We start from the raw sequence: 15332 nt of genomic DNA on the forward strand, positions 1-15332 counted from the left end.
CCGCGAGCACCATCGACGACGACGAGCCGCACCCTTCTCGGGTGCGGCTCGTCGTGTCGGTGTCGATGATCAGGGGCGAGTGGTGCCCCCGACGGCGCTGACGGCATCGCTGATGGTGCTGCCCGGGTGGGCTTCGCGGTAGGCGCGGACCTCGGCGGGGTCGACGTCACGCTCGGGGCGCCGGGTCGGGCGGCCGAGAGCGCTCTTGCCGGCCAGGAACGCCGAGGCGAGGGCGGCCACGATCAGCAGCATCCCGACGGTGCGGTCGGCCGTGAAGAAGACGACCAGGGCGATCGCCGTCAGGGCGAGCGGGGCGAGGGCGCGGAGCCAGTTCGTCATGAGAAGCACTGCTCCTTGATCTGGGTGATGCCGATGAGCTCACCGGCGAGTGCGGCAGCGGCGCCGCCCAACGCCTTGACCTTCTCGTACGAGAAGCTCGCGCCCCACATGATCTTGGCCGCCTCGGTGACACCGCCCAGCTGCTTGATGAGCGCCTTGGCCTTGAGGATCTTCGCCGCGGGGAAGGCGGTCGAGGCGATGACGGTGGCGATGGCGCCGGCGCAGCCGAGGACGTTCGCCTGGAGGGTGACCCCTCCCCCGCCTGCGCTCGGGGCCGGGGCGTTCTCGGCGAGCCACTGCTGCGTGGCAGCGTCTCCGGCTTGGAGCACCGAATCGGGGATGCGTTCGATGATCGAGAGCGCCTCCTCCATCTCGGCCAGCTGCGCCTCGGTGGGGGCCGGCGCGGCTTCCTGGGGGGTCGCCGACACGGTCTGCGCCGACGAGGTCGGGGTCGGGGCGGCCTGCGCGGCCGTCGCCCCACCGAAAGCGAGGGCGATGCCCAGGGTGCCGGCGAGGAATGTGGTGGAGATCTTTCGGGTACAGGTCATTGGTCTGCGTCCTCTCGGTCGGATTCCGTTGGTGTACTGATCGGTCTGGAAAAACGCTAGAACGCCCTCGGCGAGCGATGCCAGCCGATTGACGTGATCCTCAGGAATCTCCACCGGGCGACGGAATCCGCGCGAACGAGACGGCCACCGCATCGGGGCTGAGGAGGCGGGAGGCGCGGGTCAGGTGATCAGCGCCTCCCGCGGCTGCGTTCCCTCCGCCTCGCCGGCACCGGGTGGGCGGTAGGTTCACCTCATGAAGGTCCTGGCCGGCATCGTCACCGCGCTGCTCGTGGTGTCGGTGCTGCTGGTGCTCGCGGTGCGGGCCGACCCGGACGTGCCGCTCGTGCTGTCGGGGTCCGACGCGCGCCTCCCGTACTGCACCACCTACGAGCCGGTGATCGTGGCCGACCTCACGACGGAGACCCTCCCGGCCTGTGCACCGCACGGGGTCGAGCTGCGCTTCCCCGACGGCTTCGTCATCGACCTGCCCGACGAGCCCGGCGCCGGCGGACGCCCCTCGGATCGCTACGACTACGGCTACGTCGACGTCGGGGCGTTCGGCATGTACGCGTCCCGGGCCGACCACGCCTGCGAGCACGTCGAGCAGTGGGGCACCCCGGAAGCCATCCGCCGCGTCACCGAGGCCTTCGGCGACGACTACGCCTGCGTGCCGGACCAGCGCTGACCCGAGTCGTCACGGCCGCCTCGCCGACTGGACTGTCCCGGTCAGTACCGGGGAGCTGCCATCAGGGACTCGTGGAGGCGGTTCGCTGCATAGACGGCTGAAGTCTGCACTTTCCAGTAAAGACCTCCGGGCGACGACAGCTCGAGCTGCCCATAGAGCATCACTGCACGCTCGGCGTTGTTCGCAAACCGACGGTCAGGTCCGCCCTTCACGTTGACGTACTGCCACGTCCGGTCCACTTGTTGAGAATCCGAAGGCACGGACCCGGGAGCCTCGATGAAGCGTGTGCTCCTGGCTCCGGTCATGAGATCGCTGTACGCGACGTCGGCGTAGTGCCGTCCGTCCTTCACGAGTATCCGGTCCGGCAAGAAGTGCAGGCTCGTACGGCCCGCGGTGATGGTCGGCACGGCGATGTTGGTCGCCACGTGCCGAGGCGCTTCGAACGTCACGGTCGCTGGAAGGCGACTCACCAGGTTCCCCGCCCCGGCATTCGTCTTGTGCTGATGGGTCGTGATGACCTGGCCCGACTCGACGACCCGCCAGACCTTCTGTGAGGCGGCCACGGCTCGAGCGGAATCGACCAGTGATTCGAACCACCGTTCATCAGGTCCCTCGACATCGTAAAAGACGACCACCTTCCGCTTCATCTGGTCGCGGAGCAGAAGCCAGACCAGGAGCACAACAGCGGCCAAGGAGAGTAAGAATCCCCAGGGAGCGATCAAGAGTCCCGCCGTGAAGAGCACTACGACGATCGGCCAGGTCCATGATCGATACCCAGCCGCGCTGTTCAGCTGCTCGACGATGTCTCCCCGGCCGGTCGCGACGAGGTCATGGATGGCAGCTCCAGTGGCGTCCTGCATCTCGACCTCGTGCCGCGTGGCCGAGAACGTCGGAGGTGCGGCGCGTGTCGAACCGCGAGGCAGGGCACGCGTCGTCCGGTAGGTCAGGCCACCGGAACTGACCGAGACGTAGTTTCCCCTCGGTCCGGTCCCTGCCCGGAAGCCCGGCACACCGGCGCTGACCCCAAGCCCGGACTTGCTCGCGGTTATACGGAACGGCCCCGACCTGACGCTCTTGCGAACGTAGAAGCCCATGCGCTCAGGCCGCCAAGATCTCGAGGAAGGTCTGCTCGGTCACGATCTCGATGGCCTGACCGCTCGCGGCAAGCTCTTGAGCACGCTCGATCTTGGAGCTGAGGGTGGCGCCGGCGCGCAGGGTGGCCGGATCGAAGCCTCCCATGACCACCAAAGTAACCTTCTTGGTGACGTTCCCCGCGACGGTTGCCCCGAACGAGGCGACGATCTCTTGCGCTTTGCTCCGGGTGTAGCTGTCGAGATCGCCGGAGAAACAGACCACTTCGCCGAAGAGCGGGTGGCCCGGGTCAGCTTCCAGGCTGGGCTGTGGCAGCTCTGCCTTCTTCTGGTAAGTGCGGATGCGTGCCGATCGAGCTTTGTCCTTCGTCGGGACCGACGCCCAAAGCGCCTCGATGCTGTCCACGCCGCGCTCCTCGGCAACGCGAAGCGTGATCTGAGCACAGGCCAATGAGTCTGCTCCGGCCTCGTGATGGTTGAAGCCGGGAAGCCCAAAGTGCTCCACGACGAGCGGGAGGCGATGGCTAGGGAGCTGGCAGTGCCTCCGCACGATGGCCAACGCATCGAGGAATTCGAACGCACCGGGTACGACACCGGTGAGATTGTTCGCAGCGTTGTAGACGCCCTTGTCGAACGGGCTGTACGCGACCAACGGCACGCCTGCCGTCATCCGACTGATCTTGGTGAGCGTCTCAGCCCACGACGGTGCCCCGTGAACGTGTGCAGGGCCGATGCCATGCAAGTAGGTGTTCGTGAAATCCAGCCCGGTAGGCGGGTTGACGAACCAGGAATCAGCGTCGGCGACCACTCCGTCGACGACCTTCGTCAAGCCGACAGCGCAGACGGAGGCTCGATCGAAGTTCGCGGTCTCAAAGTCGATGGCGACAAAGTTCAGGGGCACGAGGCCAGCCTAAGAGCAAAACTCACGTTTCTGTCCCGACGGTGGGACAGGCGCCGTCAGCACATTGCCCGCCATGGTGCGGCGGGCGGTTTCGCGCCACGCGAGACCTCAGTGATGAACGGCTATCCCATGAGATGCACACTTGCGCCAAACTCCTGCTATGGACATCGCCGCGGTCGTCGCCACCATCGTCTCGAGCACGGTCCTGTCAGCCCTTGTGACAGGAATCATCACTTGGCGAGTGCAGACAAGAGCTCTCGGGCAAGCCAAACTAATGGAGACAACTCGTCTCTTCATTGAACTAATGGCCCTTGGGCATTCGCGAGACACCTCACCCGGCCGCAAGGACCCTGTTGGAAAGAGCGAGATGCTAGGGGCGTTGCAGATGATGGCCACTGTGGGTCTAGAATTCGAGCCCCTGAAAAGCCCGGCCGCTGCCTATCTCAATTCGCATGCAAGGACGTTTGGCGCTCGGGGCTTCAGCCCAGATAGCGATGTGGCGGAAGTCGTCACCGCAGCGTTGGCACGACTAAAATAGTCGCTGATTCCGGTCCTCTTCGTGGGCGGATGCGGCGCAGAAGAGCGTCAGATTATTACTGTGAGCCGAGATGATTCTTTCTACCACTGAGTAGGAAATCGTCAGTCACGGATGGTTCATGTGATTTGCGCATCATCTGGCAAGCTAATGATGTGGATAGCTCATTCATCGAGTCTCTCGTCAAGGCCATCGTGGCGCTTGCGGCATTTGGCACCCTGCTCGCCACTCTCGGCAAGGATCACCACCCGCTGATACCGATCGAGCGTCTTACAGCACTGACGGACAAGCTAAAACCCGGTCCGACTCGCGACGCGCTTATCGAACATAGAGACCAAGCTGCCGCTCAGTGGCTTCTACGTCAACGCGCCCCCCAAGTATCGGGAATGCGTTGGCTCGCCATCAGCATGAGCCTAAGTTCCATGACGATATCGATCGCGTGGCTCATACTCACCCTCACTGTTGTCCCTACATCAGCTACTTTTATCATCTACGCAGTGGCATTGGGGCTTGCCTTGGGTGCGCAGGTTCCCGCCGCACGCCGCCAGAAAGTGCGCAAGGATTGGATGCGGCAGGAAGCTCAATGGCGAGGCTTGTCCTTTCCCGACGAGCCGACAAAAGTCGTTCACGCGAAGGCGTAAGAGACAGGATGCGGGCTCGATCGAGCTAACGAAGTTGTCTTTCTGAGGCACTCGGCTGACAGCAAACGTCTGAGTGGTCCTCTCCCTCGGCTCTGTATCAGCTGCTCATCAACGACTTGAGAAATGCAGCTCGTTACCCGTTCGGCGCCACCAGCACCTTCGCGTGCTCCGTCTTTCCGCTGTCCAGCTCCACGAGCAAGTCCGGCAGCTCGTCCAGCGCGACCGTCCCCGTGATGAGCGGCCCCGCCTCGACCGAGCCGTCGGCCAGTGCGCGCATCGCGCCGACGAAGTCGGAGTGCGTGTAGGCGAGGCTGCCGACGACGGTCAGCTCGCGGCTCTGCCAGTCGCCGTACGACACCTCCGAGGTGGTCATCGGGTAGCCGAGCAGGGCGAGCGTGCCGCCGCGGCGGACGAGCTCGGCGCTCGGCTGGAACAGCGAGGAGGCGCCGGTGCACTCGTAGAGGACGTCCGCGCCGAGCCCGTCGGTCAGTTCGAGGACGCGGGCGCGGAAGGCATCGCCGGGAGCGTGGACGTCGGTGAAGCCGAGGCGGCGGGCGGTCTCGCGCCGCGCCTCCATGGGTTCGACGATGACGACGGCTCCAGCGCCGGCGTGGCGGGCGTGCTGGGCGGTGAGCAGGCCGATGGGGCCGGCGCCCTGGACCACGACGACGTCGCCGAGGCGCTGGCCGGCGCGGCGGACGGCGTGGAAGGTGACGGCGGTGGGTTCGACGAGGCCGAGCTGCTCGTCGGTGAGGCCGTCGAGGGCGCGTTGGACGCGGCGTTCGTGGACGGTGACGTGCTGGGCGAAGGCGCCGTGGGCGGGGGCGTCGGGCGAGATGCCGTTGGCCTCGGCGAAGGCGGTGTCGCAGTGGTCGGGGTGTCCGGCGCGGCACATGGCGCAGGTGCCGCAGGGCGGGCCGACGCTGGCGACGACGCGATCCCCCACGGCGACCGTCGTGACCCGGCTGCCGGCGGCGACGACGGTGCCGGTCCACTCGTGGCCGAACACGGCGGCGGGGATGAGCCCGCCGGACGCCCACCCGTGCGTGTCCGTCGCGCACACGCCCGTGTAGCGGATGCGCACGACGATCTGCTGCTCCCCCGGAGCCTCGAGGTCGACCTCGGAGAAGGCGACCGAGCGCTCGGCGTCGACGGTGGCGAAACGGGTGCGGGCAGGCAGGTCGGTCATGCAGCCCAGGATAGACATGGGCGACAGGTGTTGTTCTAATCATCCCGTCGTCATGAGCGCCACCTACTGACGAGCGACCCCTGAATAGTCTGGTGCCAATCCGACCGGATGACAGTCGAAGTGTGAAACCGGAAGAGCGGCCCCACAGGCGAGGAGCCATGTGGCCACTTCCCTTGCGTGATCGTCATGATTGGTCAATACGTCAGCAGAGACCTTACGGGTCGCGCCGCGATCGATCCGCAGTGCCCTCGGGGTTAGGGGCCGCGCGGCTGCTGTCGGTCGGCGTGGGGAAGCAGACCTAAGCCAGGCTACGGGCGCCCGCTGATGGCCCCCAAGCTGACTAAAGAACGAGCGGGACCAGGATGTGAAACGCTCCTTGCCGAGCGGGTAAGTCTCACTGTCGCTGACGTTTCTGCACGGGCACGGCCCAACGGTTGACTAAGACATCGCGTCCCACGCCTCAAGAGTCGACGCACTCAAGGCGTAAAGAGAAGCTTGCTCCGATTCCAGAGGGCCCGAGCAAACCAGGCCGGGAGCATCATGGTGACTGCTAGAGCAAGGCACCCAAACGCCGCCGAAAGAGTGTATGTCTCGTTTGTACCACCCGAAAAGACAATGAATAAAACATCCAACGCGAAATAAGCCGCCCAAGGTAGACCAAGCGCAAGTCCCGTTAGTAGCACAGGATACCATCCGACCTGTAATACAATTCTTAAGAATTGCATATTAGCTATGCATGAAATTCCTAATAGAAAGATTGATACAGCGGTAACCATCAAATACCAGAACGCGTCGTCATCCCAGGAGTAAAGTGCGGCCACCCAACTCCAGTCGAACCATGTTCGAGACGTGTTATTCGCGCCCGTAGTGATGAGGTATCTAGGACCCAGGCGCGCTCCCGTGACTACCAGTATACAAAACATCGTGGCGGCTAGCCCGAACACCATGAGCTCGCGCACACGCCCTGTACTGCGACGCATGTACGCCCGCGCAACTGTCTCGGCGGCGCTCTTTCCGCCCCGTACCGTTCCCATTCCTAGTTGGACCCAGGAAGCGGCAGTCAGCGCGAATGCGACGAGAATAACAACAATGGCGGGAGCGCCCAATGTGACCAAAAGCCTCAATAGGGCATCGTCGGGGCCCAAAATGGCCATTGGCTCTACCCCCAGACTGAGATTCACTCGATATTGCCTGGAATCGCAAGGCTAAACAAGGAATTACGAGAAGGAACCTCAAGAGAGGGCCTCCCGGCGACGCAAACCCTTTGTGGGCGACCTGCACTCCGAACGCCCCGGCTACGGCGCCATGGTCTTGCAGAATCTCAGCGAGCCCGACCGGCAAACCAGCGACGAGACGCCGCCCCGACGCCGAAACTGCCATCTGGACCGCCGGGGGCCGTGATCGAACGGCCGCTCCTCTGGAACCCCCGTTCGCGAACCTCTCCGGGGAGCAGGCCTCGTGTCGTGACTTCTGACGACGTCACGGTGCCCCCTGGCCGCGATCGGGCCGACCGATCACCGATCACAAAAGCAAGTGCGTCAACGCGTCGCCGGAAAGTTGCTTGAGGAGCACGAGCCTGCAATGTTGCAAAAAGAGCCCTGGATGAGCGATCGGCATTGTCCCTTTCCCTCCTCGAGGAGCGCATCACCATTCGCGTTCCTTGTGCCAGAGCCAGCCATGGGTCCCGTCTGCCACTTGACCACGAAGGGGGTTCACGACTTTCAAACCGGGGTCAACCAGGCGGGTGTTTTCCAATTCCCATCCATGGTGAAAGATGACGGTGTGGGGACAAATCGAAGTAGAGCACGTCGACAGCCTGGGGGCGGCTTGCCACTTGGGACCGAGGCGCGGCGAAAGCGGTCCCAACCGTCCAAAGGACGGGGCACGAATACGTCGGCGTCCTTCTGGGCTAGGTTTGGCGAACCTTGGCTCGTCACTTTTACGGCTCTCGCGACGGTCGGTTCTGTCATCTTCCTGGCTCTACAAACGCAAGCCACCGGGACCCAAGCGTCAGCTGCTGTCGAAGCTCTCGATGCCCAAACCCGGCAATCCGACTTCTCTTTCTTGGCGAAAATTTCACCGCGCATCGATAGCGCCGGTTTGATTCTGCAGAATGATTCTGCTGTCCCCGTGCTCTCCGCCGCATATTGGTACCTGAACTATGACCCCAACCTCGATCAAATTAGTGAAGTCGAAGGCGGCCTAACTGGGTTACCAGCTTGCTCCTCCGTGACAATTCCATGGGAACATCTTGTCGCCGCAACTGACGATTCAATTGCCCCGGATGATTTTCTGCCCTTTCGACGCGCAGTTGAAGGCTCAGAGGAATTGCACGTAGCCCTGCAAGCCCCCTCAGGTTCGTGGTTCTTAGTTGGCGCAAGTGGGTCTCTCATGGCAATCGACACATCCGTTCTTCACTCCCCAGATGAGAACCAGGAGGGCACGAGCGAAGACGATATGGCGGAAGAGTTGGGCGTGATTGTCGACCCTTATCAGGCTGCAACGGAGGCAACTGCTGCCCTACATGAAGCTCGATTGCACGAACTCGGTCCCGACACTTATTGGGAGGGTGTCAGCCGCGTCCAAACTTATGCCGCCGCCGATGTCATCTCTGCCGGCAATGAGGTGACGGGGTTCGGCGAAAGCAACGGGCCATTAGTTGAGCGACACCCTTGCAACGGCTAGCAAGGTAAACCTGGGAGCTGCTGGTATCAAGGAGACCCATTCGGCAGGCCGGTGAAATCTATCGAATGTCAAAGGACTCCGAGCGTATCGTGATGAGTCAGGTGCGCTCAGCCGATGGCAGGACACGCCATAAGTCGTTGTCAAGGAGGCGTTTCACGGTGGCTCGAGTCATTGTTCACGCAGACGGATTTGATTTCGGGTTCGCCCCAGAATTGCGTCGCAATCGGGCGGTCGCTTGACGAGGGAGCAGGAGCCCTTCGCAGTCAAATCCGGGGCAATGACCCTTGGGCAATGGAACGACGCTACAGCTCGCGTGGCCCGAGGTAACCTAGCCTCGCCGTCCTCGTCGACGCGGACAACGTTCCTCCCGCACGGATCGGGGCCGTCCTCGCGGAAGTTGCCCGATTCGGGACGGCGTCCGTGAAGAGGGTCTACGGCGATTGGACCACCGCGCAGCTGGGCGGCTGGAAGACGGCGGCTAGCGAGCACGTCATTCAGCCCATGCAGCAGTTCGACCACACGAGAGGCAAGAACTCGACGGACACCGGATGGCGCGACGCGCTCAGCCCCGCGTGGACGCCGGGTGCGGCGCAGCGCCCGTCATGGGGGAGGATTGCTGAGACCTTTGACGATCCCTAAGAAGGAGCAGCCCGTGGCAGCCGTATCGCCCGCACTCACCCCGACCGTGACACCGGTCGGCTCTGTTCCCGACGGCAAGGTTGCCGATTTCCTCACAGGAAAGTTTGTTGGCGACACTCCCGAGGAATATGTTCGGCAGAACATCGAGAAGGCGTTGGTCCGGCAGTACAGGTACGCGCCGGCGAACTGCTCTCCGGAGTTTGCTATTAAGGTCGGATCAGCTCGCAAGCGCGTCGACATCGTCGTGTTCGGCAAGGGCGTCGACCACACGCAGGCCAACGCCCACATTCTGATTGAGACCAAGAGGGCTGACGTTCGACCGACCAGTCGCACCGAAGGCATCGGGCAGTTGCAGTCCTACATGGCGTCATGCCTTAATGCTCAATATGGGATGTGGACTAATGGCACCGACAGGTTTTGCTACGCCAAGCGTGCGGACAGCAACGGTGGTTGGTCGTTCGAAGAAATTATTGATATCCCGGCCTCCGGACAAAGCGAGGCCGACGCACAGCGCCCCAACCGCAGAGACCTAAAAGTAGCGACGGCTGACAACCTGCTATTTGCGTTCCGCCGCTGTCATAACTACATCGCCGCGCATGAGGGAAAGCAAAAGACTGAAGCGTTCTGGGAACTGCTAAAGCTGATCTTTACGAAAATCGAGGACGAGCGCGCACCCAAGCTCAGCTTTTTTGCAACGCCGGCCGAGCGCAGCAGTTCCATGGTGGCCTCTGTCGCAAAAAAACGCATCCAGGGCCTCTTCGAGCAGAGGGTTGTCAAGAAGTACCCCGCGATTTTCGAGGCTAAGGACGCAGAGATTGACCTAAAGCCTGAGGTTGTGGCGTACGTGGTGACGGAGTTGCAGGGCTACTCGCTGCTTCGCTCGCCCGTTGACGTGAAGGGCGTCGCTTACGAGGAGATCGTAGGCTCGAACCTTCGCGGCGATCGTGGCGAGTTCTTCACTCCCCGGAACGCCTGCCGAATGGCCGTAACAATGCTTGATCCTCAGCCTGAGGAACGCATTCTCGACCCTTCCTGTGGCACCGGTGGCTTCCTCATCACAGCGATGAACCATGCGCTCGAGTACATCGAGCACTTTGAGCGCGGGCAGTGGGATAACCCCACCCAGGGCACCGATTTTGAGCGAGAAGAGCTCTACCGGCGTCGCGACGAGTACTTCCGGCAGCGCGTATTTGGCATCGACCTCAACCCTGCACTTGTTCGGGCCGCCAAGATGAACATGGTCATGAACAATGACGGTTCCGGCGGTTTGTACCAGGCCAACACTCTCGAGAACCCGCACACCTGGTCAGCGGGCTTGCGCGACGCTATTCCTCTAGGTTCCATCGACGTTATTGTTTCCAACCCGCCTTTCGGCGCAAAAATTCCGATCGACGACGAAGACACTCTCGTTCAATACGACCTCGCATGTGTTTGGGATCAAGATGCCGATGGCAATTGGTCAATCCGACGCGACAGGCACGGCAACCGTATATTGCAAAAGTCACAGCCGCCCGAGATACTTTTCATTGAGCGCGCACTGCAGCTGCTTGTGCCCGGCAGCGGTCGGATGGCGATGGTCATCCCAAATGGAATCCTCAATAATCCTGGCAACGCGTACATCCGGAACTGGCTACTGAAAAAGGCTCAAATTCTCGCTGTCGTCGACATGCAGCGCGATCTATTCCAGCCGAACAACGACACACAGACCTCCATGGTGCTCATTCGGCGGCTCTCGCCCGAAGAACAAGAGCTGGCAGAGGGCAGCGGGCTCGACTACCCGGTGTTCATGGCGGTGGCCGAGACAATTGGACATGACAAACGGGGCACTGTTGTCTGGCGACAACTTCCTGATGGATCAGACGCTCTTGTCAAACGCGTCGAGGCCATTGTCGAGATCGACCAGGCAACCGGTAACGAGGTGCTCCGCGAAGTCGAGGTCACAGAGCGTGAGATTGACGATGACCTTCCCAAGGTTGCGGCTGCTTACCGTGAGTGGATCAAGGAACAGCAGTGATCATTACCGCGCCCTCTGCCACATCGATCGCTAGGGCCACTCGGCTTGACGCCAGCTACTTTACTGCCCCAGGAGTCATCACTAACATCCGGCTGGACAGGCTGGTAGCTGAAGGCTCCAAAACGTTCAAGATCTCGGATGTCGGCACCGTCGAGCACGTGACTCGCTTCAAGCGGGTGCTTGCCGCTCCTAAGGAGCCGAGCGTGCCGTTCCTTCGTGCATTTGACGTATTCGAGTATCTGCCCGAGGCATCAGACTCGCTGTCGCTGGACCGCACACCTGACCTGGATGCCCTAAGAGTCGAACCTGGAGTCATTCTAATTACCCGCAGTGGCCGAAACCTTGGCCCATGTGTTCTTACCGATGACTACCTTGCCGGCTTCATACCGTCCGATGACCTGCTGCGCGTGCGCATCGAAAACGAAAGCAACCGCTTGTTCGCTTTCGCCTTCCTGAGTTCGCCGAGCGGTCAGGACCTCCTGCGACAGGACCGCACGGGAAGCGTAATTTCGCATCTCTCTGCTGGTCAGGTCGGAAATCAGAAGGTCCCCGTGCTCGCCTCCGTGTTCGACAGAGTCGTCGAACTCGTTGGTCAAGCTCATCAGCTGCGAGCCGCAGCTCGAAAGGTGCTGGACGCGGCGGTCACCTCAGTAGATGCCATCTACGAATACCCCGTGACCAAACCCCTCTCTGGTGGATGGACAGTGCGGGCATCGACGCTTGCGAGCCGGCTCGACACCGCCTTTCATCACCCCAGTATTCGGCGACACGCTGGCTCGATCGCCGCAAACGGTGGACCGAAACTTGGTGACGTAGCGGATGTCACTAAACCCGGTGGTCGCTATAAGACCAACTATGTGACAGAGGAACACGGGAATCCGGTGCTCTCTGGGCGCCAGTTGCTCCAGTTCTTGCCCATCGGGTTGAAATACCTCGCCAAGTCCGTTCTAGCGAACCCCGCCGCCTACGAGCTTAAAACCGGCACGATCGCCTTCCCGGCAGACGGCCGAGCAGAAGAGAGCCTTGGACAGCCAGTACTGATTACGGATCAGCGAGATGGGTGGCTTGCCAGCGGTCATGTTGGACGTGCTCGCCCTTACGATGCAAGAGATGCAGGGTGGATCTGGGCATCCTTGGCCTCACAGGCTGTTCGTCGTCAGGTTGCAGCCATGGCGTGCGGTTCGGTCGTGGACGCCCTTTACGAAGAGGACGTCAAGTCGGTAGTCCTTCCACCCCGGTCATCCGTCGACTCAGCAGCCGTCATCAACGCCTGGAACGATTTCGACAGAGCCAATGGGTTTATGGATAAGGCCATCGAGCAGATCGAGACCGTCTTTCGGCAGTAAGTTTGGCTGCCTCCACAAAGTCGGGTTTGCTCCGCAAACACGTGAGCACTAGCGGATGCGGCATTATTGGCGCCCCGTAAGCTAAGCCCATGAATAGATCGTTTCTGGGGTGGTCGTTCTTAGGTCTAGCAGGCGTCATTTTTGGTGTCTACCTCACCATCATCGGGACCCAGGCCAATGCTGCCGTTCCAGGCACCTTCCTTGTTCCCTACCCATGGGTCTGGTGGGTAGTGGGGAGCTCCGCAGGTCTCGCGGTTCCTGGCGCGATCCTTTCGGAGCTTCCGCAGAAACGCGTGCCTGCCGCTTCGACGTCGCCCTCGAATCAGCCTGCGAGCGGATCTTCTGAGTCTGCAACGGAGGTGGGTCCTACGTTTAGCGGTACTTTCCATGGCCCGGTCAGTTACACCCGAAACAACGCCGATGTGCATCAGCCGGGCGGCACCTCTTCGCAGAGCACTGCCCCACGAAGGGCAAGCCTCGCCGGACCATGGACGAAGCACGTCGATCTCATATCTCGGCGGAGCGTTTCTGGAGCCACTCGTAAAGTCGAGTGGGCCAGCAATGGTGCCGTTCTCGGACAGCTTCGTCCCAGCCAAAGCGGCGGGAGCTTTGACGTTTTTGACGTTGCCGGCACAAATTTGGGTACGGTCGCTGACGAGAAATCCGGTATGGAGCTCCTGAGGTACCACGACTCGCCGCCCGAATCTCATGCTGCGAAAGTCGATGTCGACCAGCTTAAGAGGGAGCTAAGCAGGGAGGCGCGGCTGCTCAAAAGCAGCTTTGGGGAGGACCCCACTCATGAACGCGGCCCGTCGCAGAAAACGTCGATCGAGCTACTCCGCGAGCGACTGCCGGCCGCGCGACGTGCCGCTGAGCGCCTCGCCGACGGGGTACCGACAGCAGCAGTTAAAAAAGCTACCGATGTTTTCGTTGCAACTTGGACTCGGGTTCTGAGCCTTGATGAAGACGTCGAACAATACAACGAAGACAAGCGAACGCCCGGTGTCTGGGAGACCAAAAAGCAGATCGAAGATGTTTGGGATGACGCAGTCCGTGCGATCGATGTCGTTCTGGTAGCCGTGGACGCGGAACGGGACCAGCAGGAAAACGGGTAACGCCGTCTGAACCGGTCCTCGCGCGCCCAGCACCGGCTTGGCGCCTATTGCTCTGGACGGGCTCGAAGGAGGAGGTCTCAGTCGCTCTCCCCGAGGAACCGTGCGCGCGCCCCGGCTTCCCGGAGAATGGGATTGTTTTGGGCATACAGCCCAGGACCAAATGCCTGGGTAAAGCTCCAGCCGCGCCGCTCTTCATTGGTGAATGTACCGGCGAGACGCGAGTTCAGTTCCGCCGTCGGCAGGCATACCAGTCCTTCAAGTTCGGCTAGGGACAGCACCATCGTCGGCGTCTCTCCCTGGGACCCGTATTCCGGGACTCCAGAGTTTGCCAACCAAATTGCTTCCGCGACGACGATAAGTCCCACGACAGGGCGATCGTCATCAGGTAGAAAGCGGACTCGTTGGTCGCGTTGGCGCACTTTTCTTGCCGTGACATCAATCTGATTGCGTGCCTTCAGCAGGTACATTTCCGTTGCTCGCGCGATTTCACGTGTGTCGCCGGCCAGGGCCTTGGCGCTCAGTCGTGCTGACTTGCACTCAATGAGGACGATGAGATCGGGCAGCACGAGGAACCAATCGATCGACATCCTGTTGTCTGCACCAAGTGAAACTTCGCCGGTGACGCCCGCGCCTTCGATGAGTCGTAGCTGGCGGCCTACGTAAGACTCAATTCGCTTCCCCAGCTGCTCGTGAAACTCGGTGGCACCGAACACGGTGGGACCCACGTAGTAGAGGTTCTGCATGGATATTGCGTGCCAAACTAGGCGTGGCTCGGGCGCGATGATGCCCGTACCGGGCCCAAAGTCAACAAGTGGGTGGGATCGCAGCGGGTTGAAGTCGTATTGCCCAGCCGTCTCGCGGAGCACCCCCGCCTTTGCCGCATTGGCACGGTGCTGTTCTGGAGTGCGGGTCAGGTAGGCGAGAGCTCGCTGGAGGTCTTCACGAGGGGCGAGTGCTGCCCCAATGCGGACATCGCAGACGCTTTCAAGGTCAATACGTCCCCGCATCGAGGCGAGCCCCTGCAGCACCCCCGTTGCTCTCACCATTTCCGGCAGCGGCACGCCGAACACCGGCGTCCAGTCCCACTCCGGGAACTCATCCCACCCGGTGGCGAGAATCGCGATCGCACGTCCCATATCGACGTACGGGTTCCCCTGGTACGGAAATTGATCGTGCATGATTGGTGTGACGATTTCGGCTAGCGTCGGGCCGTCCCCATGATGGGATACATCACGCAGCATATTAAACAGCCGTGCGACCGCTCGTTGGTTTACCCGATACCCGGGACTGTCCTTTCCCCACAGCAAGCACTCACGAGCAACCGTCGCAAAGTTCCAAGGCGGAAGCATTCTGAGTTTTCCCGATTCCAGGTCAGCAAGCCCGTGCGTTGCCGCTGAATAGCGGCCAAGGAACGGCAGTAATTCGCTCGGACGATGTCTAGCGCACGCTTTTCGAAAATCGTCGTATGAGATCGAAGGGCCGTCATCCACACCCCGAAGCTACATGCAGGAGCGCAAAGACTGGTAGGCAAGGTACCTGCCTTAAAACTGCGCAGTCTGGACTAAGCGCATCCAAGGACGAAGCCTGACACTGCTGCAACGGCG

Annotated in this window: 13 protein-coding genes and 2 pseudogenes; 8 read left to right on the top strand and 7 right to left on the bottom strand. The window is 61.6% G+C overall.

Translation table 11 applies throughout. The annotated features are described in order from the left end of the window. Positions 1-69: 69 nt before the first annotated feature. Both ACVJ1F_RS06785 and ACVJ1F_RS06790 read right to left on the bottom strand, forming a co-directional pair. Positions 70-339 (bottom strand): hypothetical protein, encoded by a 270-nt coding sequence (locus tag ACVJ1F_RS06785; protein ID WP_043595356.1) that lies wholly within the window; start codon positions 337-339, stop codon positions 70-72. After that, the gene (locus ACVJ1F_RS06790) at positions 336-887 is read right to left on the bottom strand and encodes a hypothetical protein (RefSeq protein WP_456885423.1); all 552 of its coding nucleotides are present in this window, start codon (positions 885-887) and stop codon (positions 336-338) included. Before ACVJ1F_RS06790 ends, ACVJ1F_RS06785 begins: the two co-directional genes overlap by 4 nt. Before the next feature lie 253 nt (positions 888-1140). On the opposite strand from ACVJ1F_RS06790, the gene ACVJ1F_RS06795 reads away from it, so the two are divergent. Further along, positions 1141-1572: a hypothetical protein gene (locus ACVJ1F_RS06795; protein WP_456885425.1), complete on the top strand. Its 432-nt coding sequence runs from the start codon at positions 1141-1143 to the stop codon at positions 1570-1572. Positions 1573-1613: 41 nt separating this feature from the next. On the opposite strand, the gene ACVJ1F_RS06800 is transcribed toward ACVJ1F_RS06795, so the two are convergent. From ACVJ1F_RS06800 to ACVJ1F_RS06810, 3 genes and pseudogenes are all read right to left on the bottom strand, one after another. After that, positions 1614-2432 carry a hypothetical protein gene (locus ACVJ1F_RS06800; RefSeq protein ID WP_456885530.1) on the bottom strand — a complete coding sequence of 273 codons (819 nt, stop codon included), beginning with the start codon at positions 2430-2432 and terminating at the stop codon, positions 1614-1616. A gap of 87 nt (positions 2433-2519) precedes the next feature. Then, positions 2520-2666: pseudogene (locus ACVJ1F_RS06805) on the bottom strand (DUF4236 domain-containing protein); the annotation flags it as partial. A gap of 4 nt (positions 2667-2670) precedes the next feature. After that, positions 2671-3564, bottom strand: coding sequence for an exonuclease domain-containing protein (locus ACVJ1F_RS06810; protein WP_456885427.1), 894 nt, complete (start codon positions 3562-3564; stop codon positions 2671-2673). Between the two features lie 160 nt (positions 3565-3724). Here ACVJ1F_RS06810 and ACVJ1F_RS06815 point away from each other — a divergent pair, with 160 nt between their 5' ends. Both ACVJ1F_RS06815 and ACVJ1F_RS06820 read left to right on the top strand, forming a co-directional pair. Continuing rightward, positions 3725-4102: a hypothetical protein gene (locus ACVJ1F_RS06815; protein WP_456885429.1), complete on the top strand. Its 378-nt coding sequence runs from the start codon at positions 3725-3727 to the stop codon at positions 4100-4102. A gap of 152 nt (positions 4103-4254) precedes the next feature. Beyond that, positions 4255-4740 carry a hypothetical protein gene (locus ACVJ1F_RS06820; protein ID WP_456885430.1) on the top strand — a complete coding sequence of 162 codons (486 nt, stop codon included), beginning with the start codon at positions 4255-4257 and terminating at the stop codon, positions 4738-4740. Between the two features lie 133 nt (positions 4741-4873). On the opposite strand, the gene ACVJ1F_RS06825 is transcribed toward ACVJ1F_RS06820, so the two are convergent. Then, positions 4874-5929 (bottom strand): zinc-dependent alcohol dehydrogenase, encoded by a 1056-nt coding sequence (locus ACVJ1F_RS06825; RefSeq protein WP_456885431.1) that lies wholly within the window; start codon positions 5927-5929, stop codon positions 4874-4876. A gap of 2064 nt (positions 5930-7993) precedes the next feature. Here ACVJ1F_RS06825 and ACVJ1F_RS06830 point away from each other — a divergent pair. The 5 genes and pseudogenes from ACVJ1F_RS06830 (at position 7994) to ACVJ1F_RS06850 (ending at position 13728) form a co-directional block, all read left to right on the top strand. Further along, positions 7994-8614 carry a hypothetical protein gene (locus tag ACVJ1F_RS06830; RefSeq protein WP_456885432.1) on the top strand — a complete coding sequence of 207 codons (621 nt, stop codon included), beginning with the start codon at positions 7994-7996 and terminating at the stop codon, positions 8612-8614. A 345-nt stretch (positions 8615-8959) separates the two neighbouring features. After that, positions 8960-9253, top strand: a pseudogene (locus ACVJ1F_RS06835) (NYN domain-containing protein); the annotation flags it as partial. Positions 9254-9266: 13 nt separating this feature from the next. Next, positions 9267-11267 carry an N-6 DNA methylase gene (locus ACVJ1F_RS06840; protein WP_456885433.1) on the top strand — a complete coding sequence of 667 codons (2001 nt, stop codon included), beginning with the start codon at positions 9267-9269 and terminating at the stop codon, positions 11265-11267. Continuing rightward, a complete protein-coding gene (locus ACVJ1F_RS06845) occupies positions 11264-12613 on the top strand; it encodes a hypothetical protein (protein ID WP_456885434.1) in 1350 nt (449 codons plus the stop codon). The genes ACVJ1F_RS06840 and ACVJ1F_RS06845 overlap by 4 nt, the downstream gene beginning before the upstream one ends. An 89-nt stretch (positions 12614-12702) precedes the next feature. After that, a complete protein-coding gene (locus tag ACVJ1F_RS06850) occupies positions 12703-13728 on the top strand; it encodes a hypothetical protein (protein WP_456885435.1) in 1026 nt (341 codons plus the stop codon). Positions 13729-13805: 77 nt separating this feature from the next. Here the strand turns inward: ACVJ1F_RS06850 and ACVJ1F_RS06855 are convergent, their stop codons facing one another. Next, positions 13806-15218 (bottom strand): hypothetical protein, encoded by a 1413-nt coding sequence (locus ACVJ1F_RS06855; protein ID WP_456885436.1) that lies wholly within the window; start codon positions 15216-15218, stop codon positions 13806-13808. Positions 15219-15332: the final 114 nt, after the last annotated feature.

Source organism: Frigoribacterium sp. 2355, from assembly GCF_054060695.1.